The organism is Mesorhizobium wenxiniae, assembly GCF_002284535.1.
GTDB classification, from domain to species: domain Bacteria; phylum Pseudomonadota; class Alphaproteobacteria; order Rhizobiales; family Rhizobiaceae; genus Mesorhizobium; species Mesorhizobium wenxiniae.
Genome location: NZ_NPKH01000014.1, coordinates 383,650 through 404,608 on the forward strand (window position 1 = coordinate 383,650; position 20,959 = coordinate 404,608).

Annotated in this window: 18 protein-coding genes and 3 pseudogenes; 4 read left to right on the forward strand and 17 right to left on the reverse strand. The window is 62.4% G+C overall.

All coding sequences use genetic code 11. The annotated features are described in order from the left end of the window. Nucleotides 1-9 precede the first annotated feature (9 nt). Together CIT31_RS07205 and msrB are read left to right on the forward strand one after the other, a co-directional pair. Nucleotides 10-807 carry an MBL fold metallo-hydrolase gene (locus tag CIT31_RS07205; protein WP_095518017.1) on the forward strand — a complete coding sequence of 266 codons (798 nt, stop codon included), beginning with the start codon at nucleotides 10-12 and terminating at the stop codon, nucleotides 805-807. Nucleotides 808-917: 110 nt separating this feature from the next. Continuing rightward, nucleotides 918-1,322, forward strand: coding sequence for a peptide-methionine (R)-S-oxide reductase MsrB (msrB, locus tag CIT31_RS07210; protein WP_095518018.1), 405 nt, complete (start codon nucleotides 918-920; stop codon nucleotides 1,320-1,322). A gap of 61 nt (nucleotides 1,323-1,383) precedes the next feature. On the opposite strand, the gene CIT31_RS07215 is transcribed toward msrB, so the two are convergent. Beyond that, a complete protein-coding gene (locus tag CIT31_RS07215; protein WP_029348948.1) occupies nucleotides 1,384-1,728 on the reverse strand; it encodes a hypothetical protein in 345 nt (114 codons plus the stop codon). A 213-nt stretch (nucleotides 1,729-1,941) separates the two neighbouring features. On the opposite strand from CIT31_RS07215, the pseudogene CIT31_RS07220 reads away from it, so the two are divergent. After that, a pseudogene (locus CIT31_RS07220) lies at nucleotides 1,942-2,450 on the forward strand (arsenate reductase ArsC). Nucleotides 2,451-2,580: 130 nt separating this feature from the next. Here CIT31_RS07220 and CIT31_RS07225 read toward each other — a convergent pair. The 13 genes and pseudogenes from CIT31_RS07225 to CIT31_RS07280 form a co-directional block, all read right to left on the reverse strand. Beyond that, the gene (locus tag CIT31_RS07225; protein WP_095518019.1) at nucleotides 2,581-3,036 is read right to left on the reverse strand and encodes a hypothetical protein; all 456 of its coding nucleotides are present in this window, start codon (nucleotides 3,034-3,036) and stop codon (nucleotides 2,581-2,583) included. A 51-nt stretch (nucleotides 3,037-3,087) separates the two neighbouring features. Continuing rightward, nucleotides 3,088-3,348: a DUF2312 domain-containing protein gene (locus CIT31_RS07230; RefSeq protein WP_023800031.1), complete on the reverse strand. Its 261-nt coding sequence runs from the start codon at nucleotides 3,346-3,348 to the stop codon at nucleotides 3,088-3,090. Nucleotides 3,349-3,508: 160 nt separating this feature from the next. Then, on the reverse strand, nucleotides 3,509-6,967 hold the full coding sequence (gene pyc / locus CIT31_RS07235) for a pyruvate carboxylase (RefSeq protein WP_095518119.1): 3,459 nt from the start codon (nucleotides 6,965-6,967) through the stop codon (nucleotides 3,509-3,511). A gap of 233 nt (nucleotides 6,968-7,200) precedes the next feature. Next, entirely contained in the window at nucleotides 7,201-8,331 is a 1,131-nt protein-coding gene (locus CIT31_RS07240) for a branched-chain amino acid ABC transporter substrate-binding protein (RefSeq protein WP_029348955.1), read from the reverse strand. Between the two features lie 139 nt (nucleotides 8,332-8,470). Next, complete coding sequence (locus CIT31_RS07245; protein ID WP_065011221.1) at nucleotides 8,471-8,818, reverse strand: DUF6867 family protein; 348 nt, start codon at nucleotides 8,816-8,818, stop codon at nucleotides 8,471-8,473. Nucleotides 8,819-8,835: 17 nt separating this feature from the next. Then, nucleotides 8,836-9,564 carry an ABC transporter ATP-binding protein gene (locus CIT31_RS07250; protein WP_065011220.1) on the reverse strand — a complete coding sequence of 243 codons (729 nt, stop codon included), beginning with the start codon at nucleotides 9,562-9,564 and terminating at the stop codon, nucleotides 8,836-8,838. Beyond that, nucleotides 9,564-10,718 carry an ABC transporter ATP-binding protein gene (locus tag CIT31_RS07255; RefSeq protein ID WP_095518020.1) on the reverse strand — a complete coding sequence of 385 codons (1,155 nt, stop codon included), beginning with the start codon at nucleotides 10,716-10,718 and terminating at the stop codon, nucleotides 9,564-9,566. The genes CIT31_RS07250 and CIT31_RS07255 overlap by 1 nt, the downstream gene beginning before the upstream one ends. Next, nucleotides 10,718-11,839, reverse strand: a pseudogene (gene livM, locus CIT31_RS07260) (high-affinity branched-chain amino acid ABC transporter permease LivM); the annotation flags it as partial. The pseudogene livM and the gene CIT31_RS07255, both read right to left, overlap by 1 nt. 195 nt (nucleotides 11,840-12,034) lie before the next feature. Then, nucleotides 12,035-12,313, reverse strand: a pseudogene (locus CIT31_RS35860) (DUF3382 domain-containing protein); the annotation flags it as partial. Between the two features lie 4 nt (nucleotides 12,314-12,317). Further along, nucleotides 12,318-13,220 carry a branched-chain amino acid ABC transporter permease gene (locus tag CIT31_RS07265; RefSeq protein ID WP_065011217.1) on the reverse strand — a complete coding sequence of 301 codons (903 nt, stop codon included), beginning with the start codon at nucleotides 13,218-13,220 and terminating at the stop codon, nucleotides 12,318-12,320. 335 nt (nucleotides 13,221-13,555) lie between these two features. Next, the gene (locus tag CIT31_RS07270; RefSeq protein ID WP_095518021.1) at nucleotides 13,556-14,557 is read right to left on the reverse strand and encodes a 4-hydroxyproline epimerase; all 1,002 of its coding nucleotides are present in this window, start codon (nucleotides 14,555-14,557) and stop codon (nucleotides 13,556-13,558) included. A 12-nt stretch (nucleotides 14,558-14,569) separates the two neighbouring features. Next, nucleotides 14,570-15,820 (reverse strand): NAD(P)/FAD-dependent oxidoreductase, encoded by a 1,251-nt coding sequence (locus CIT31_RS07275; protein WP_095518022.1) that lies wholly within the window; start codon nucleotides 15,818-15,820, stop codon nucleotides 14,570-14,572. Nucleotides 15,821-16,051: 231 nt separating this feature from the next. Further along, the gene (locus tag CIT31_RS07280) at nucleotides 16,052-16,945 is read right to left on the reverse strand and encodes a dihydrodipicolinate synthase family protein (protein WP_095518023.1); all 894 of its coding nucleotides are present in this window, start codon (nucleotides 16,943-16,945) and stop codon (nucleotides 16,052-16,054) included. Nucleotides 16,946-17,014: 69 nt separating this feature from the next. On the opposite strand from CIT31_RS07280, the gene CIT31_RS07285 reads away from it, so the two are divergent. Continuing rightward, nucleotides 17,015-17,707 (forward strand): GntR family transcriptional regulator, encoded by a 693-nt coding sequence (locus CIT31_RS07285; RefSeq protein WP_095518024.1) that lies wholly within the window; start codon nucleotides 17,015-17,017, stop codon nucleotides 17,705-17,707. Between the two features lie 150 nt (nucleotides 17,708-17,857). Here CIT31_RS07285 and CIT31_RS07290 read toward each other — a convergent pair whose 3' ends face one another. The 3 genes from CIT31_RS07290 to CIT31_RS07300 form a co-directional block, all read right to left on the reverse strand. Further along, nucleotides 17,858-18,172 (reverse strand): hypothetical protein, encoded by a 315-nt coding sequence (locus CIT31_RS07290; protein WP_095518025.1) that lies wholly within the window; start codon nucleotides 18,170-18,172, stop codon nucleotides 17,858-17,860. A gap of 262 nt (nucleotides 18,173-18,434) precedes the next feature. Next, nucleotides 18,435-18,638 carry a hypothetical protein gene (locus tag CIT31_RS07295; RefSeq protein WP_245316133.1) on the reverse strand — a complete coding sequence of 68 codons (204 nt, stop codon included), beginning with the start codon at nucleotides 18,636-18,638 and terminating at the stop codon, nucleotides 18,435-18,437. Nucleotides 18,639-19,126: 488 nt separating this feature from the next. Next, nucleotides 19,127-20,623 carry a CoA-acylating methylmalonate-semialdehyde dehydrogenase gene (locus tag CIT31_RS07300; RefSeq protein ID WP_065011209.1) on the reverse strand — a complete coding sequence of 499 codons (1,497 nt, stop codon included), beginning with the start codon at nucleotides 20,621-20,623 and terminating at the stop codon, nucleotides 19,127-19,129. Nucleotides 20,624-20,959 lie beyond the last annotated feature (336 nt).

Here is a 20,959-nt window from a genome sequence, read left to right on the forward strand (position 1 = left end):
GGAAGGCCGATGACCTGTTTCCTCTGCCTGCAATGTGGCGTCCAGTTCACGGCGGCAGCCGCGCCGCCGGACCATTGCCCGATCTGCGAGGACGAGCGGCAATATGTGCGCTGGGACGGCCAGGCCTGGATCACGCCGGAAGAGCTCGCCGCCGGGCATCGGATCGTGATCAAGGACGACGCCGGTCTGCTAGGCTTCGGCGTCGAGCCGCGCTTCGCCATCGGTCAGCGGGCGCTGCTGGCGCAAACGGCGTATGGCAATGTCCTGTGGGACTGCATCTCGATGGTCAGCGACGAGGCGGTGGCCGAAATCAACCGACGGGGCGGCCTGGCCGCGATCGCCATTTCGCACTGCCATTATTATGCGGCAATGGTCGAGTGGAGCGAGGCGTTTGGCGGCGTGCCGATCTACCTGCACGCCGATGATCGCAAGTGGATCATGCGGCCGCATCCGGCTGTTGTCAGTTGGGAAGGTGAGACCCGCGTCCTAAGCCCCGCGCTGACACTTATCCGTTGCGGCGGTCACTTTGCCGGTGGCCAGGTGCTGCACTGGAAACGCGAGGGCGGCGACGCCATCCTGGCCGGCGACATCTTGCAGGTAACGCCGACTCGCCGCCATGTCAGCTTTATGTACAGCTACCCCAACTACATCCCGCTCAATGCGGCGAAAGTGCTCGGCATCGAGGCTGCGCTGGAGCCTTTCGCGTTCGACCATATCTATGGCGCATGGTGGAACCAGAACGTCATCGGAGATGCAAAGACGGGATTTGCAGCGTCGGTTGCGCGGTATCTCGCGGCGATCGCCTGAGGAATTCTTCGCGGCAGGATCGGAAATACCGGCAAACGCCGTAACAAATGCCTATTTTAAGCGAACTGGGGGAAGACAACCCCAATAGCGGCATGAGCTAAGAGGCAAAAATGGATAGTCACACCTACCCCGTAACCCGCACCGATGCCGAATGGCGCGCCCGGCTTACGCCGGAGCAATATGCGGTGATGCGCAACCACGGCACCGAGCGGCCGGGCAGCTGCGCCCTGCTTCACGAGAAGCGCGCCGGCACCTTTTCCTGTGCCGGCTGCGACCAGCCTTTGTTCGAATCCAAGCTGAAGTTCGAGAGCGGCACCGGGTGGCCGAGCTTCAACGATCCGGTGCCCGGTTCGGTCGAGACGACCGTCGACCGCAGCTATGGCATGGTCCGCACCGAATGCCATTGCGCCCGCTGCGGCAGCCATCTTGGCCATGTCTTCGAGGACGGGCCGCCGCCGACCGGCCTGCGCTATTGTATCAATGGCGTCGCGCTGAAATTCGAGCCGGCCGCCTGATAGGAATTCGACGGTGGCAAAGGACGGCTGCGGCCGCCCTTTGCCGGGCAGCACTTTCCTGTCAGATCACCACCACCAGGATCAGCCACAGCACAGCCCCCAGCGTCATCAGCGAAGCCTTGACGCCACCGGATTTTTCGGCGGTCCGCCACACCGCAAAAGTCAGGAAGAAATTATACGGCACCGGCGCGAAATGCACCGCCAGAACGAGAGCGAGCGGCAGCTTCAGCCCGAGGAGGATGAGCGCCAGCACCGACACTGCGATGTTGATCGCCGTGCCGACAAGGACAAGATCGCGCCAGAACAGCCGATCGAGCGGGGCCGTGCCTTGCCAGCGCGAGCGGAAGAAACCCGCCGCGCGGCCTGCCTCGCCGTCTTCGCCTTCGAAGGTCTCTGGCGCACTCATCGATGCGGCTTTCTCTCATTCGATGGCAGAGATGTCCAAAGCAGCAAGCCTGTCAACGCAACTCGATCATCGGCACGCAAGCGTATGATCTGACAGATTGTCATCAAACGGTCGTGAAACCTTTCTACGTCGCCCTTGTCGGCATCTCGGCAAGGGTATCTTACCGGAATTTGCCGCCTCCATCATCCAGTCGCCTGACAGGGAGGTCTTGAGATGAGCGATAATGTCTACAACGTGCTGTTTCTTTGCAACGCCAATTCGGCGCGATCCATCATGGCGGAAGCCATCCTCAATCGGATCGGTGCCGGCAGGTTCAAGGCCTTTTCCGCCGGTTCGCAGCCGAAGGGCGAGGTCAATCCCTTCGCACTGCAGCTGCTCGAAAGCCTCAATTACGATACGAGCTTCGCGCGTTCGAAAGGCTGGGACGAGTTTGCCGAGCCCGACGCGCCGGAAATGAACTCATCTTCACGCTTTGCGACAGCACCGCAAACGAATCTTGTCCGATCTGGCCGGGTCATCCGATGACCGCGCTCTGGTCTATACCGGACCCAGCCAAGGCGGACGGCACCGAAGCCGAACTGCACCTTGCCTTTGCCGATGCCTATCGCATGCTCAACAACCGCATTTCGCTGTTCACCAGTCTGCGGGTGGATGCACTCGACCATCTGGCGCTGCAACAGCATCTCGATGCGATCGGCCGGGATACGGCGAAGCCGAACTAATGCATGTCGCCCAAAAGTGCGCAGCGGTTTTGGGGTAACGACATTGCATAAAAACAAAAATAAAGCGCGTTGCACGAATCGCTTCAGACGCGACGCGCTTTAAGCTCAAGCCGCTGACAGGCAGGCGAATTCACGAACCGGCCTCGCCACCCTCGCCGAGAATCTCGGCAACGGCGCGCTCGAAGCGCGATGCTTCCGTCACCAGCCAGTCAGCCATGGCCGGCCAATTGTCCTCGGCAAAGCAGTTCACCCGCCACAGCGAATTGATGCCTAGGCCCTCGCAACTCTGTTCCGGCCTGAGCTTCAACCTGTCTTCGATCGCCGGCTGGAACGGCTTCAACCGCGACCAGGCTTCCGTGGCACCGAACTTCTCGTTGCGGCCGAAGAAGACGCCGACATGGTTCTGCGCCGGCGCGACATACATCGAAAGGACCAAGGCGAAGTCGGGCAGCCCGCGCTGCCAGAACCAGGGTCCGCATCGCGCCATCAGAGCCCTTTCTTCCGGATGCCGTTCCAAAAACAGCGTCCAGAAGCCGCGTTGGCGGAATTCAGAGGCGCGGCGGACGCCAAAGTCGAATTCGCTCATGGTTCGACCCGTTGAGGGCGCCGCAACCGGCGCCCAGGGCTATTACCAGCCTTACACCATGCCGAGAGCGGCTTTGTAGAGGTCGAGGATGGTTTCCTCCTCTTGCCGCTCGGCCTGATCCTTCTTGCGCAGCCGGATGATCGACCGCATCGCCTTGGTGTCGAAGCCGGTGCCTTTGGCCTCGGCGAACACTTCCTTGATGTCGTCGGCGATCGTCTTCTTCTCTTCCTCGAGCCGCTCGATGCGCTCGATGAAGGCTCGCAGCTGGCCGGCGGCAACAGTCTGGCTGGTTTCGGTGATGTCGTCGGCCATTTTTTCTCCGCGTCGTTTTCCATGCCGCGACTCAGGAACTGTCGCGGCGAATTTGCAGCGGTTCGATGCCCGACCGGGGGCGACCGGTCAAGCTGTTATCGATGCGGCATGGAGGGCTGCCGCCAGACGCAGACAACTCTGCCTGGGCAACATTTCTGTCTCATCTGAAGGCGATCAGCAAATCCTTGGCGTCGATCTGATCGCCGGCCTTGACCAGCACTTCGGCGACAACCCCATCGCGCTCGGCATGCAGTGCCGTCTCCATCTTCATTGCCTCGATGGACAAAAGCACGTCGCCGGCCTTGACCGCCTGGCCGGCGGCAACGGCAAGCGCCGAGACGACGCCGGGCATCGGCGCGCCGACATGCGCCTCGTTGCCCGGCTCAGCCTTGCGCCGCGCCTTGGCGGCGGAAGCGCCATGCGCGCGGTCCGGCACTTTGACCCGGCGCGGCTGGCCGTTGAGCTCGAAGAAGACGGTGACCATGCCCTTCTCATCGACATCGCCGATGGCCAGGCAGCGCACCACCAGCGTCTTGCCCTTCTCGATGTCGACAAAGATCTCGTCTTCCGGCTTCATGCCGTAGAAATAGGTCGGCGTCGGCAGCACACTGACCGGCCCGTAGGTTTCCTGCGCTGCGGTAAAGTCGGAGAAGACCTTCGGGTACATCAGCCAAGAGGCGAATTCGAATTCGCTGAGCTTGCGCTCGAGCTTGTCTTCGATCTCCTTGCGGCTGGCCTTGAGATTGGCCGGTTTCAACAGCGAGCCAGGTCGCACGGTGATCGGTTTGTCGCCCTTAAGCACCTTCTTCTGCAGTGCCTCCGGCCAACCGCCGGGCGACTGGCCGAGATCGCCGCGCAGCATCGACACCACTGAATCCGGGAAGGCGATATCCCTGGCCGGATTTTCGACATCGGCAACCGTCAGGTCCTGGCTTACCATCATCAGCGCCATGTCGCCGACGACCTTGGACGACGGTGTCACCTTGACGATGTCACCGAACATCAGATTGACGTCGTGATAGGTCTGTGCCACTTCGTGCCAGCGTGTCTCCAGACCGAGCGAGCGCGCCTGTTCCTTGAGATTGGTGAACTGCCCGCCTGGCATTTCGTGCAGGTAGACTTCCGAAGCTGGCCCCTTCAGGTCGCTCTCGAAGGCGGCATACTGGTTGCGCACCGCCTCCCAGTAGAACGAGATGTTCCTGATCCATTGCGGATCGAGACCCGGATCCCGCTCGGTGCCCTTCAGCGCTTCGATGATCGAGCCCAGGCAAGGCTGCGAGGTGTTGCCCGACAAGGAATCCATCGCCGCGTCGATGGCGTCGACGCCGCTGTCCACCGCCGCCAGCACCGTCGCGGCCGACAGGCCCGACGTGTCGTGCGTGTGGAAATGGATCGGCAGATCGGTCGCCTCGCGCAGCGCCTTGAACAGCACTCGTGCCGCCGCGGGCTTCAGGAGGCCGGCCATGTCCTTGACCGCGATGATATGGGCGCCTGCCGCCCGCAACTCCCTGGCCAGCGCGACGTAGTATTTGAGGTCGTATTTGGCTCGGGCCGGATCGAGTATGTCGCCGGTATAGCAGATCGCCGCTTCGATCAGCTTGCCCTCGGCGCCGACCGCGTCCATGGCGACGCGCATGTTGTCGACCCAGTTCAAACAGTCGAAGACACGGAACAGGTCGATGCCGCCGGCGGCTGCCTGTTTGACGAAATGCTCGACGACATTGTCGGGATAGTTGGTGTAGCCGACGCCGTTGGCGCCGCGCAACAGCATCTGCAGCAACAAATTGGGCGCCGCCTCGCGCACCAGCGACAGCCGTTCCCACGGGTCTTCGGTGAGGAAGCGCATGGCGACGTCGAACGTCGCCCCGCCCCAGCATTCGAGCGATAACAGCTGCGGCAGCGCGCGCGCATAGGTGCCGGCAATGCCGGCGATGTCATATGTGCGCACGCGCGTCGCGAGCAGGGATTGGTGTCCGTCGCGCATCGTCGTGTCGGTGACGAGCACTTGCTTTTGCGCGCGCATCCAGGCCGCGAATTTCTCCGGCCCAAGTGCCTCGAGCTTCTGCTTGCTGCCGTCGGGCACATTGCCGTTGAGATAGGGCACCATGGGTGCCGCCGCATCCGCCTTCGGCTGCGGCCGGCCGCGCGTCTCGGGATGGCCGTTGACGCTGACATCGGCCAGGTAGTTGAGCAGCTTGGTCGCGCGATCCTGTCGCTTCACGCTCGCGAACAGTTCCGGCGTCGTGTCGATGAACTTGGTCGTGTAGGAATTGTCGGCGAAACTCGGATGATTGATGATCGCCTCGAGGAAGGTGAGGTTGGTCGCCACGCCGCGGATGCGGAACTCGCGCAGCGCGCGGTTCATGCGGGCGATGGTTTCGGCCGGCGTCGGTGCCCAGGCCGTCACCTTCTCCAGCAGCGGGTCATAAAAACGGGTGATGACCGCACCGGAATAGGCGGTGCCGCCATCGAGGCGGATGCCAAAACCGGTGGCGCCGCGATAGGCGGTGATGCGGCCATAGTCGGGAATGAAATTATGCTCGGGGTCCTCAGTGGTGATGCGGCACTGCAGCGCGTGGCCGTTGAGCCTGATATCCTTCTGCGCCGGCACACCCGATTCCGGCGTACCGATGGCGAAACCGTCGAGGATGTGGATCTGCGCCTTGACGATGTCGATGCCGGTCACCTGCTCGGTGACGGTGTGCTCGACCTGGATGCGCGGGTTGACCTCGATGAAATAGAATTTGCCGGTGTCGGCATCCTGCAGGAACTCGACCGTGCCGGCGCCGATATAGCTGGTCTCGCGAGCGATCTTCAGTGCATAATCGCAGAGCTCCTCGCGCCGTGACATCTCGAGATACGGCGCCGGCGCGCGCTCGACCACCTTCTGGTTGCGGCGCTGGATCGAGCAATCGCGCTCGAACAGGTGCACGGCATTGCCGTGTGTGTCGCCCAGCACCTGCACCTCGACATGGCGGGCGCGCTCGATCAGCTTTTCGAGATAGACCTCGTCCTTGCCGAAGGCGGCTTTCGCTTCGCGCTTGCCCTCCGTCACCTCGCGGGCGAGATCGGCTTCCGAGCGGATGGCGCGCATGCCGCGGCCGCCGCCGCCCCACGATGCCTTCAGCATCACCGGATAGCCGATCGTCTTGGCGAGTGCCTTCACCGCCTCAATGTCCTCGGGCAACGGGTCGGTGGCGGGAATTACGGGCACGCCAACTTCGATCGCCAGGTTGCGTGCGGCGACCTTGTTGCCGAGCCTGCGCATCGTATCCGGCTTGGGTCCGATGAAGATGATGCCGGCCTTGGCGCAGGCTTCGGCAAATTCAGGGCTTTCCGACAGCAGCCCGTAGCCCGGATGGATGGCATCGGCGCCCGACAGCCTGGCGACGCGGATCACTTCCCCGATCGACAGATAGCTTTCGATCGGCCCCATATCCTTGGTCAGATGCGGCCCGCGCCCGACCTGGTAGCTTTCGTCGGCCTTGAAGCGGTGCAGCGAGTATTTGTCTTCCTCGGCCCAGATCGCAACGGTTTTGAGGCCGAGTTCGTTGGCCGCGCGGAAGACGCGGATGGCGATTTCGGAGCGATTGGCGACAAGGATCTTCGAAATGGCCAAGGACAAGGCTCCGGACGCTGACGGGAAGGGAACTGGCGCCATGATTAACGCGAAAATGCTGCAGTGCAAACAAAATCGAAGGAAGCAATTAAACCGATTTAGTTTGATCTATCGCGTTGACACATTGCGAGTCCGTCCGGACGACGCCCCGCAGTCCCGATCCAGGCTTTCGGGAAACTCCCATGAAAAATGCCCGGCGCGAGGCGCCGGGCATTTTATGTAGCAACGTCCGGTTATTTGCCGGGTGCGTTCTCGACATAGGTGTACTTGCCGTCGTCGCCCTTCTTCCAGGTGTACATGACGTAATCCGGACGGGTGATGTCGCCTTTCGCATCATATCCGATCTCGCCGATCGTGGTCTTCCAAGGGCCGGCCGACTTGATGGTCTCAGCTACCTTCTGAGCGTCATCGGCTGAACCGGTCTTGGCGATGGCGGCCGCGATGATTTCCATCGCCGCGTAGGAGTAGAGGGTATAGGCCTCAGGCTCGAAGCCGGCCGCGCGGAACTTCTCGACGAGCTCCTTGGCGTTCGGATTCTTGCGCGGATCCGGAGCGAACGTCATCAGCGTGCCGTCGACGGCGTCGCCGGCGATAGAGGCCAATTCGTTTGACACGATGCCGTCGCCGGACATGAAGGTTGCCTTAAGGCCCTGGTCGGCGAGCTGGCGTATGATCAAGCCGGCTTCGGTGTGCAGGCCGCCATAGTAGACGACGGAGACGCCCGCGTCCTTCATCTTGGCGATGAGGGCCGAGAAATCCTTGTCGCCGACATTGATGCCTTCATACATGGCCTCGGTCACGCCATTGGCTGCAAGCGCCTTCTTGGTTTCGTCGGCGAGGCCTTGGCCATAAGGCGTCTTGTCATGGATGACAGCGATCTTGGCATCCTTGAAGTTCGCGGCGAGATAGTCGCCAGCAACCTTGCCCTGCTGATCGTCGCGTCCGCAGGTGCGGAAGGTGTTCCACATGCCGCGTTCGGTGAACTTCGGATTGGTCGCAGCCGGGGTGATCTCGAGGATACCGTTCTCGGCATAGACTTCCGATGCCGGGATCGAAACGCCCGAGTTGAAGTGGCCGACCACGTACTTGACGCCGTCGGCGACGAACTTGTTGGCGACCGAGATGCCCTGCTTCGGATCGGAGACGTCGTCGCCGACCGTGAGCTTGACCTGCTCGCCGTTGATGCCGCCGGCCGCATTGATGTCGGCGACAGCCTGTTCGGCGCCCTTTTGCAGCTGCGCGCCGAAGGCGGCGTTCGGACCGGTGATCGGACCGGCAACGCCGACCAGGATGTCAGCCCACGCGCTTCCGCTGAACGCGACGAGCGCGGTCAGGGCGACGGCGGACAAAAGTGATTTTCTCATGTAAAACGCTCCCATTTACAGAGTGGGCGTGGATGATGCTTTCATGCGATGCCCACTTTTACTCGCAGAAAACGTACTTTGCCGATTTTCAGGCACTTGTCACGCCGATTCATCCCCGGAACGGCGTTAATGGTGAACGTCAACCTTTTGGTTTCCAGCTCAAAAGCGATGCTCTTTCGTAGAGCCAGTTATACTGTGTCACCATCTGGTTGGTACGCGTGTATTGATAGCCGATGAAGCCCAATATCATCAGGACAATGGTGTCGACGATGTAGTACTGCAGCGAGAACATCGTGCCGTCGAACAGTGCGTGATGGATGAACCTTACGGCGATGCCGAGGCCGAGCATGTAAGCGAACAATTGGACGAAGCTGCGCCATGTTTGGGCGCAGGCCTTGCCTGTCATCCATGCCGCCCAGCCGCCAAGTAGGCAGGTGACAAAGAAGAACTGCCAGACCGAGGGTTCCTCATAGAGAATGCCTTGCATGATGAAGACTCCTGAACTCAGTGATGGCCGCCTTCGAGATAGGCGGCGCGCACGTCCGGATCGGCGAGCAACTCCTTGCCGGTGCCGCTCATCGTCACATTGCCGTTGACCATGACATAGCCGCGCGTGGCGAGTTTCAGCGCGCCGAAGGCGTTCTGCTCGACCAGGAACACGGTCAGCCCCTGCGTGCGGTTCAACTCGCGGATGGCGTCGAATATCTGCTTGACGACCAGCGGCGCCAGGCCCAGCGACGGCTCGTCGAGCAGGAGCAGCTTCGGCCGCGCCATCAGCGCACGTCCGATCGACAGCATCTGCTGCTCGCCGCCCGACAGCGTGCCGCCGCGTTGGGCAATGCGTTCCTTCAGGCGCGGAAACAGCGTGAACACCTTCTCGACATCCTCGTCGTAATGCTGGAGGTTGTCGAGGCTGGCGCCCATCTGCAGGTTTTCCATCACCGTCATGCGCGGGAAGATGCGCCGTCCCTCCGGCGACTGGGCGATTCGCATGCGCGCGATCTCATGGGTCGGCAATTGGGTGATGTCGATGCCGGCGAAGGTGATGGTCCCCGCCCGCGCCCGTGGAGCACCAAAAATGGTCATCATCAGCGTCGACTTGCCGGCGCCGTTAGCGCCGATCAGCGCCACGATCTCGCCCTGCTTGACGGTGACATCGACGCCGTTCAGCGCCCTGATGTTGCCGTAGTAGGTCTGGACGCCCTTGATATCGAGCAGCGTCGTGCCGGCCATTATTTACGCCCTCCGCGCCGTTTGGAGACGCCTGGTGTATTCGGCTTTACCTGAGCCTTGGTGGCCGGCTTTGCCGCTGAGGATTTGGCCGCAGAGGGTTGCTTGGCTGCCGCCGGGGAGGCTGCCGCGGCGCTCGACCTTGCGTCAACCTGCCCGGCTTTCGAGGCGCCCTTCGACACCGTGACCCGTTCGCCCTCGCTGTGCCCGACCGTGTCGGTCACAGGTCCGGCGAGATACGAAGATGATGTGCCCGGGCCGTGCGCCGAATCCGGGCCCGTGTCCAGTTGCTCGATGACGTCTTCGTCGCCGACCTCGGTCAGCACCGTCTCGACGTCCTCGTCTTCGACCCCGAGATAGGCGGCAATGACACGCGGGTCGGTGCGTACCGCATGCGGGCTGCCATCCGAGATCTTGCGCCCGTATTCGAGCACCACGACATGGTCGGAAATCTGCATGACCACCGCCATGTCGTGCTCGATCAGCAGGATCGAGGTGCCGGTGTTGTCCTTGATATCCATCAGAAGCGCGTTGAGCGCCATCGATTCCTTCGGATTGAGTCCGGCCGCCGGTTCGTCGAGGCAGAGCAGCTCCGGACCCGTGCACATCGCCCGCGCGATCTCCAGGCGCCGTTGCGCGCCGTAGGGCAGGTCGCCGGCCGGATCGTCGGCTCGATCGACGAGGTCGGCCTTTTCCAGCCAGTGCCTGGCGAGGTCGATCGACTCGGCCGACGCCGTCCGGTAGCCGCTGAAGCCGAACAGGCCGAGGACGGTGTAGCCGGAAGCCTTCATCAGCTTGTTGTGCTGCGCCACCAGCAGGTTCTCGAGCAGCGTCATGCCCGAGAACAGACGAATGTTCTGGAAGGTGCGCGCCACCTTGGCGCGCGCCGGAATCTCGTGGTTCGGCAGGCGTTCGAGCAAGAAGCTCGAGCCGTCGCGCCGGCTGAGCGTGATCATGCCTTCCGACGGCTTATAGAAGCCGGTGATGCAGTTGAACACCGTGGTCTTGCCGGCACCGTTCGGCCCGATCAGCGCGGTGATCTCGCCGCGCCTGGCCTGGAAGGACAGGTCGCCGATGGCGACCAGACCGCCAAACTTCATCGACAGATGCTCGACCTGCAGGATGGCATCGTTCATGGATGGGCTCGCATCGCTCATCAGCCGTGGCCCTCCTTGGTGAAGGAGCCGGATACGGCCCTGCTCTCTTTGAGAAAGGCTGTCGGCTCACGACTGCCGACGAAGCCGCGCGGCTTCCACAGCATGACGATGACCATGGCCATGCCGAACAACAGCATGCGATAAAGCTCCGGCGTGAAGTCGGGACCGAAAACCTGCTTCAGGAAATCGAGCTCACGCAGCACCTCGGTGCCGCCAATCATCACCATGGCAGCGACGGCAATGCCGACCAGCGAACCCATGCCGCCGAGCACGACGATGGCGAGGATGATCGCCGATTCCAGGAAGATGAAGGATTCGGGGCTGACGAAACCTTGCCGCGCGGCGAAGAACGAGCCGGCGAAGCCGCCGAACATGGCGCCGGTGGCAAAGGCGGTGAGCTTGGTGGTGGTGGTGTTGATCCCGAGCGAGCGGCAGGCGATCTCGTCCTCGCGCAGCGCTTCCCAGGCGCGACCGACGGGCATGCGCCTAAGCCTTATGGTGACGAAGGCGGTCAGCAGGCAGAGTCCCAGGATCAGGTAGTAGAGGAAGATCTTGTAGTAGGCGCTCGACGTGGCGATGTCGAAAACCTTGGCGATATAGTTCGGATCCGAGACATTGAACGTCATCAGGCCGAAAAAGGTGACCTTGGGGATGCCGGAGATACCGGCCGAGCCGTTGGTAACCTCACGCCAATTGATCAGCACGAGACGAATGATCTCGCCGAAGGCCAGCGTCACGATCGCCAGATAGTCGCCACGCAGGCGTAGCACCGGAAAACCCAGCAGCACGCCCCAGAAGGCAGCCATGGCGCCGGCGGCAGGCAGCAGGATCCAGAACGACAGGCCGTATTGCGTGCCGAGCAGCGCATAGGCATAGGCACCGACGGCGTAGAAGGCGACATAACCAAGATCGAGCAGGCCGGCGAGGCCAACGACGATGTTCAACCCCCAGGCCAGCATCACGTAGATCAGGATCTGGATGCCGAAATTGTCGACCCATTTCAGAGAACCCTGGAACCCGGCGGCCACCGATCCTCCGTACAAAGCAAGCACCAGCACGACAATGACCGGGTAGAGCGCCAGTGCCGTTATGCCCAGCGCCGAAAAATGGGCATGGATGAAGGTTCGGAAATAAAACAGCACAGAGGCGAGGGCGTAGATGATTGCCAGCGCCCTCAGGAACCGTGCATAACCGGCCAGACCGGGTCCCAGCAATCCGTCAAGGGAGCCGGCAAGGAAAACCAGCACGGCCACTGTGGCGATGGCAGCGATGAAATAGGGCAGGCGGAAGAACCGCGTCGCCACGCTCTCCGGCAGCAGGCCGGTGGCGACGTCGACGATCTGCTGATTTGCCAGGAAGGGCTGTCCGTAGGCGACGTAGAGAAAACGCCCGGCCATGGTCAGCACAACCACGACGGCAAGAAGCAACCAGCGCTGTACAAGGATCAGTTCGTTGGAGATGTTCTGATCGGTCCTCAGGCCGATGAACAGCACGAACAGGCCGAGCGCAATGGCGCCGGCATAGAGCGCTTCGCGGGTGGCGCGCTGCATGGGGGTGGCGACGATGTCGCGCTCCGGAGATGCGGTGACCGCCATTGTCTCAGACCTTTTCGACTTCTGGCCGGCCGAGAATGCCGGAAGGCAGGAAGATCAGCACGATCGCCAGGATGGAGAAGGCAGCGACGTCCTTGTAATCGATCGAGAAATAAGCCGACCACATGCTTTCGATGAAGCCGATCATCAGCCCGCCGAGCACGGCGCCGGGCAACGAGCCGATGCCGCCGAGCACCGCGGCAGTAAATGCCTTCACACCGGGCGTAAAGCCATCGGAAAACACCACCACACCGTAATACATCAGGAACAACGTGCCGGCGACGGCGGCAAGGGCGGCGCCCATGATGAAGGTGATCGAGATGGTGCGATCGACGTCGATGCCGAGCAGTGCGGCCATCTTGCGGTCCTGCTCGCACGCCCTTTGGGCTCGACCCAGCGAGGTCTTGTTGACCAGGTACCAGAACAGCGCCAGCAGGACTATGGTGACCAGGACGATGATGATCTGCTTCAGCGACACGCTGATGCCTTCGATGTTGTAGACCTTGGACACCATCGGCGGGACCGGCTTGTTGCGCGGCCCTTGCGTCACCTGGACGAAATTGGACAGCGCAATCGACATGCCGATCGCGGTGATCAGCGGCGCCAGCCGGAACGAACCGCGCAAAGGCCGGTAGGCCACCTTCTCGATCGTCCAATTGTACATGCTGGTCAACAGCATTGCGACGATCATCATGACCAGGAGCGCGATCACCACCGGTACCGAATAGAACAACGCGCCGAGGATAAGGAAAACGATGAGGGCGGCGAAAGCCCCGATCATGAAGATGTCGCCATGGGCGAAATTGATCATGCCGATGATGCCGTACACCATCGTATAGCCGATCGCTATCAGTCCATAGATCGATCCCAGCGTCAGCCCATTGATAAGCTGCTGGACAAAATACTGCATGCTGTCGTGGCTCCCCTGGAATGTCGCCCATGCAGACGCATTCCTTTTCGTATTTACCCTAGTCGTAAAGTTTCGAGCCCGGATTGCAACGTCATTTTTTAATCGGCATGCGTGATTTTGAAGCACGCAATCGGATTGCCCGTTCTTCGCTTCCCGGCCTCTGGACTATCGCGGACCCTATCATTGGCATAACACAATGTCTTTGGCGATTCGTCGTCAAAATGCACGCCGTTTCGAAGGAATCGCCGTCAAAATAAGTTGATGAGCGGGATCGTTGCGCCGCCTGAGAAATCGATCTTTGCGTTCCCTTTCATTTCCCTGTGTCAGGATGCTCTCTATTTGACGACGAATCCGTGCGCGAACGGGTCGCGGTCGTCGATGAAGATCGTGTTCAATCCGGTCATGCGCGCCCAGCCGCCGATCGAGGGTATGATCGCCGGCTTGTCCGCCACCGTGACTTCCTTCTCGACCCTGCCTTTGAACAGCGAGCCGATGATCGATTCGTGGACGAAATCGTCGCCAGTCCTAAGCTTGCCCTTGGCGTGAAGCTGCGCCATCCGCGCCGAGGTGCCGGTGCCGCAAGGCGAGCGGTCGATCGCCTTGTCGCCGTAGAAGACGGCGTTGCGCGCATCCGCCTGGCTGTCGGTCGGCGCACCCGTCCACAGCATATGCGAAAGCCGGTCGATGCCAGGATTCTCGGGATGCACGAAGGCGTACTTCTCGTTGAGCCGCTGCCGCACCACCGGGCTCCAGGCGATGAGGTCGCCGGCGGAATGGTCGGCCATGTCGCGATAGTTCTTCTGCGGCTCGACGATGGCGTAGAAATTGCCGCCATAGGCGACGTCGACGATGATCTCGCCGAGCTGCGGACATTCCACCGTCAGTCCCTCGGCATGGAGGAAGGACGGCACGTTGGTGATTCGCACCTCCTCGACATATTCGCCGACCTGTTTGTATTCGGCGGTGACCAGGCCGGCCGGTGTGTCCAGCCTGAGCAAACCCGGCGTCTTCGGCTTGCTCAGCCCGTGCTCGATGGCCATCGTCACCGTGCCGATGGTGCCATGACCGCACATTGGCAGACACCCCGAGGTTTCGATGAACAGGATGGCGATGTCACAATCGGGCCGCGTCGGCGGATAGAGGATCGAGCCGGACATCACGTCATGGCCGCGCGGCTCGAACATCAGCCCGGTGCGGATCCAGTCATATTCGGCCAGGAAATGCGCGCGCCGCTCCATCATCGTCGCGCCCTGGAGCAGCGGTCCGCCGCCGGCGACCAGCCGCACCGGATTGCCGCAGGTGTGACCGTCGATGCAGAAGAAGGAGTGGCGCGCCATGTCTAGATCCCGTCAGAAGCGGTTCGGGGAAAACGGAGAAAGATCAAACACCGGATTTTGGCCGAGAATGAGATCGCGGACCAGGCGCCCGGTGGCAGCTGCCTGGGTCAGGCCGAGATGGCCGTGGCCGAAGGCATAGACTATCGTGCCGGCATGCCTGGCGCCACCGATCACCGGCAGCGAATCCGGCAGGGACGGCCGAAACCCCATCCATTCGCGGCCGCCGGCCGGGTCAAGCCCCGGCAGAAATTTTTGTGCCTTGTCGAGCAGCGCTTTCGAGCGGGCGTAGTTGGGCGGCCGCTCGATCCCGCCGAGCTCGACCGCGCCGCCGACGCGCACACCTGTTTCGAGCGGCGTGATGACGAAGCCGTGGCCGGGGAAGATCAGTTGCCGCTTCACGTCGAAGGCGGTTTTCGGCAGGGTCGTGTTGTAGCCGCGCTCGGTTTCGAGCGGGATGCGGTCGCCGATCTGTTTCGCCAGCAGATGCGACCACGCGCCGGCGGCGATGACGAGGCGTTTTGCTTGCCGCACCGTACCGTCGGCCAGTGTCAGCGTCGCGCCATGCTGCGCCGCTCCGACATGGTCGATCCGAGCCTTTTCGAAACGCGCGCCGTTCTTCTCAGCAAAGGTCCAGATCGCCTTGCCCAATAATTTCGGATCCGTAACGGTCTTCCATCCCGGCACGAAAGTGCCTTTGACGAAACGCGGCGACAGGCCGGGCTGCAAGGCGACGAGAGCATCGCCCTCGACATGGCTGAAGCCGATGCCGAAGCGTTGCCTGGCCGCCCATCCGGGCAGCGACGCCTTGAACTCGGCCTCGCTCTCGTAAAGTTCGAGCGAGCCGTCCTCGCGCAGCATGTTTCCGGCGCCCGAGCGCGCCATCAGCCCTGCCCATTCGGCCTCGGCGAGCCGCATCATCCGGGCCTGCGCACCGAGGCTGGCCTCGTAGCGGTCGTTTCGTCCGGCGCGCCAGAAGCGGATAAGCCAGGGCAGCAGCTTCGGCAGGTAGGGGGGCGGGATGCTGAACGGGCCGAGCGGGTCGGCAAGCCATTTCGGCAGATGCCTGATCATGCCCTTGTGGGCCAGCGGCAGCACATCGGAAAAGGCCAAGGCAGCGGCATTGCCGGAACTCGTTTCCTCGCAGATGCCCGTCCGATCGAAGATCGTGACGTTTCGCCCCGCCTCGGCCAGATAGGCAGCGACACAGATGCCGATGATGCCGCCACCGATAATGGCGATGTCGAGCGTCGCATCGCTATTCATGGCTGCGCGCCGCGCTGCATGGCTCGGCCTCCGCCTCGCTCCGCACCTCGGTGCCAGCCTCCTCATCCGGCCCTTCGGGCCGCCTTCTCCCCGTCGGGGAGAAGAGGCTGACGCCAGCGTTTGCGACCTCTTCTCGCCTCGGGGAGAAGGTGGCCGCCCTCGCGTCTTGCCTCCGGCAAGCCCGAGGACAGGCTCCGCGGCCGGATGAGGGGGTCCGCGACATTGCCACCCTTAGAATTGGGGCAGTACCGGCCGCACCGCCAGTGCATCCCTGACGATCTTTTCGACCGTCTTGCGGCGCTCGCCCGACAGCGGCTGGCGCGGCATACGCACGCGGTCGTTGGTGTTGATCGCCAGGACTTCCGCGAGCTTGATGTTCTGCACCAGATAGGTCGACACGTCGAGGTCGAGCAGCGGCCGGAACCAGCGGTAGATTTTTAGCGCCTCCTCGCGGCGGCCCTGCTTCATCAACTGATAGATCGCGACCGTCTCGCGGGGGAACGCGGTGACCAGTCCCGCCACCCAGCCGATGGCACCGACCGACAGCGCCTCGAACGCAAGATTGTCGACGCCGGTGAACAGGTCGTAACGGTCGCCGAAGCGGTTGATGATTTCGGTCGAGCGGCGGATGTCGTCGGAGGATTCCTTGATGGCGACGAAACGCTTGTCCTTCGCCAGTTCCTCCATCTGATCGACGGTGACGTCGACGCGGTAGGCAAGCCGGTTGGAATAGATCATCACCGGCAGGTCGCCGGCCTCGGCGACAGCGCGCAGCGCGGCGACCGTCTCCTCCGCATTGGTGTGGTAGATCGGGCTCGGCACCACCATCAGCCCGTTGGCGCCCTCCTTGGCGGCGCGGCGCGCGATCGCGGCCGCCTCGCGCGTGCCGGGTTCGTTGACCGTCAGCAGAACCGGCTTGTTGCCAGCGATCTTCTGCGCGGTCTTCAGCACGTCGATCTTTTCGTTATGCGAGAGCATCGGCCCCTCGCCGAGCGAACCGCAGACGATGATGCCGTCGCAGCCGGCCTCCATCTGCAGCGCATAGCAGCGCTCCATCTCGGCGTGGTCGAGGCGGTCGTCCTCGGTGAATTTGGTCGTGACGGCGGGGAAAACTCCAGTCCACATGGCGGTCGCTCCATCTGATATATCAGTCGTATATTTATCAAGAAACGGACTGTCAACACGGATTTCGCTATGATATATCAAAAATATATCAGGAGTTCACGTTTGATATTCAATGAAACAGGCCCGGCGTCCGAGCCAGTGGCGGTGAAAGCCTACCGGGTGCTCGAGCACATGATCGTAACGCTCGAACTGGCGCCTTCTAGCTTCATCACCGAGGGCGCCGTGATCGACAGGCTGGGACTTGGCCGCACGCCGGTGCGCGAGGCGATCCAGCGACTGGCGTGGGAGGGACTGCTGGATGTCCGGCCGCGTGCCGGCATCGCCATTGCCCCGCTCCATCCCGGCGACTGGTTGCGCGTTCTCGATGCACGGCGTGGCGTCGAGGTGGTTCTTGCCCGCTCCGCCGCCCGCTTCGTCACCCGTGAGGCCGCCGACCTGTTTCACGATGCCGCGCTTGCCATGCAGAAGGCGGTGATATCAGGCAATGTGCTAGCCTTCATTCAGGCCGACAAGGCGCTCGACGAGGCGCTGGCACTGGCGGCCGACAACCCGTTCGCCGCGCGGCTGGCTGCTCCCTTGCAGACCCACAGCCGCCGCTTCTGGTTCCGCTACAAGGCCGATACCGGGCTCGCCGAATCGGCCGAGCACCATGTCGCGCTGATCCGCTCGATCCTCGATGGCGACGAAGACGCCGCCGCCAAGGATGCCAAGCGCCTGATGGCGCTGCTGCGCGGCCATGCCGAGGCGGCTGCCACGCGCTAGCAGGTCGGCATCAAAGCTTCGGCAGGCTTTTTGTGTCCCGCCCATCTCAAAAGGCATCGAGCGCGCCTGGTCTGACGGGAAAAGAAAGAGCAAAAGACCGCAAAGCGCCCCGGAGGCTGCTGCCAGGTGCCGAGCATCGCCTAATTTCCGTCATGCGTCCTGATCGGCCGGGATCATCACGTTTTCCCAATGTTCGCCGGCCGCGACGATGCAGCTTCTGCCGGCGACATCGGTAACGATGATCGTCCAGCTTCCGGTGTCGGCGACATAGACTTCCATAATCGCCATATGACCGATCAGCCCGAAAGCAAACTGTCTTTCCTGGAACTTCTCGCTCAGGTGGGCGACGAGATCGCCATGTTCAACGCAGTAATGATATTGGGCGCTTGCGGCGTTCGTACCCACCGCCAATACGCCGGCAAGAACCAGGGTTTTCACCCAGACTAACAGCGATTTGCGTGCCATAGGGCACCTCCTTTGCCATCACGTCCGGCAAAGAGGCGTCATGTTGCCGGAACGATCCAGGCCGGTTCCGACGTCGTCACCATCGCGTCGTTCCTTTCCGTGTTCCGGTCTGTCATTAGCGGGGACGATTCCAGATGTTCCCACTATGTTCTGTATTTGGTGTCGGCAACGAAAAAGCGCAAGCAGGCGCCCGCTGGGACGCCTGTGGATCCGTTCAAGATCGTCGCCGAGAATCGCGGCCGGCTGTCACGCGCTAAGCGGCTCAGGTGCCTGGCAGTGCGGCTGTCGTCACCGCGCTCTCCCAGCCTTCACCCACCGAAACCACGCAGCTTTGACCGCGTGTGTCGCTGGCGAGGATGGTCCAGGTGCCTTTATCGGAAACGAAGACTTCAACAATCACATTCGGATTGACAACGCCGAGCGCGGTCGGATTTTCCCGGAACTTCTCGCCGAGCGCCTTGATCATGTCGGCTCGTGGCGCGCATTGTTCGGCCGCTGTTGCCGGGGCGGCGGAAAACGCGGCAGCCGCCGCGCCAACTATCGACACCATAAGACGCCTCATCTGACACCTCCTTGCGCCGGCCGATGTCCCCGAAGCTGTCGCCAGCGCCGTTGGTCGATCTGCCGCGCCTTCTTCGCGGCAGGATTGCAGATTAAGGTTTCTGCCGCCGCCTGGTTCCATCACATTAGCGTTCACGCAGATGCGGGCCGCGACCGGTCAACAAAAAGGCCCGGTCGCTGGCCAGGCCTTTTCGTTCAATCTTAGATCTGGGCCCGGAACCGACGAATTCGGCGCCGTCCTTGACGCCTGCCCGCGCGCCCGCAGCCGAAGGCGAGGACGCGCAAACAAGCAACCGTCCGGCTACCTCATCGTCGGGATGACGAATTCGGCCCCGTCCTTGACGCCCGCCCGCGCGGCCGAGGGCGAGGACGCGCAAACAAGCAACCGTCCGGCTAGTTCATCGTCGGGATGACGAATTCGGCGCCGTCCTTGACGCCGGACGGCCAGCGCGAGGTCACCGTCTTAGTCTTGGTGTAGAAACGGAACGCGTCCGGTCCGTGCTGGTTGAGGTCGCCGAAGGAAGACGCTTTCCAGCCGCCGAACGTATAATAGGCGATCGGCACCGGGATCGGCACGTTGATACCGACCATGCCGACCTGGACTCGCGAGGCGAAGTCGCGGGCGGCATCGCCGTCGCGGGTGAAGATGGCGACGCCGTTGCCCATTTCGTGGTCGTTGGCGAGCTTGATCGCGTTCTCGTAAGTCGGCGCGCGCACTACGGAGAGCACCGGCCCAAAGATCTCTTCCTTGTAGATGCGCATGTCGGCGGTCACGTTGTCGAACAGGCAGCCGCCCATATAGTAGCCGTTCTCGTAGCCCTGCATGGAAAAGCCGCGGCCGTCGACGACCAGCTTGGCGCCTTCCCTGACGCCGGTATCGACATAGCCCTTGACCCGCTCCAGCGCCTGCGCCGTCACCAGCGGGCCGAAATCGGCGGACGAATCCGTCGACGGGCCGACCTTCAGGCTTTCGACGCGCGGCACCAGCTTTTCCATCAGCCGGTTGGCGGTATCGTTGCCGACCGGGACAGCCACCGAGATCGCCATGCAGCGCTCGCCGGCCGAGCCGTAGCCGGCGCCGATCAGCGCGTCGACGGTCTGGTCCATGTCGGCGTCGGGCATGATGATCATGTGGTTCTTAGCGCCGCCGAAGCACTGCACGCGCTTGCCGGCCGCGCAGCCGCGCGAATAGATGTACTGGGCGATCGGCGTCGAGCCGACAAAGCCGATGGCCTTGATGTCGGGATCGTCGAGGATGGCGTCGACCACGTCCTTGTCGCCGTTGACGACATTGAGGATGCCCGCCGGCAGGCCGGCCTCGATGAACAGCTCGGCGATGCGCATCGGCACGCCGGGGTCGCGCTCCGAAGGCTTCAGGATGAAGGCGTTGCCGCAAGCGATAGCCGGTGCGATCTTCCACAATGGGATCATCGCCGGAAAATTGAACGGCGTGATGCCGGCAACGACGCCGAGCGGCTGGCGCATCGAATAGACGTCGATGCCGGGGCCGGCGCCGTCGGTGAACTCGCCCTTCATCATATGCGGCGCGCCGATGCAGACCTCGACCACTTCCAGGCCGCGCTGGATGTCGCCCTTGGCGTCGGCGATGGTCTTGCCGTGTTCGCGCGCCAGAATGTCGGCCAGCGCATCATACTCCCCGGTGACCAGTTCGAGAAACTTCATCAAGACGCGCACGCGCCGCTGCGGATTGGTCGCCGCCCAGCCGGGCTGCGCCGCCTTGGCGTTTTCCACCGCTGCGCGCAGTTCGGCCTGCGAAGCCAGCGCCACCGTGCCGCGCACCGTGCCGTCCATCGGCTGCATGACGTCCTGCTTGCGGCCGCTGGTCCCAGCGACACGCTTGCCGCCGATAAAATGACCGTATTCGATCATGGTTTCTCTCCCTGTATTGTGATGCAGCATTGTCCGCCTTTGCGCGGCCGATGGCAACGCGAGCGAAAACGCAACCGTTGTGCAGAAAGTATATAGCGGTGCGCGACTGTGCATCAATTGCCGCAAATGGTAAGAATGCAGGTCCCTAGCAGCAAGGATTGAGAAACTGAGTTCCACGGCGCCCCCCTCTGTCCTGCCGGACATCTCCCCCACGAGTGGGGAGATTGGCAGTCATCCCGGCTTTCGCCAACCCGCAACGTTGCAAGGAAGTCGCCGCCGGAGCGGCCGGCCGATCTCCCCCCAAGTGGGGGAGATGTCCGGCAGGACAGAGGCGGG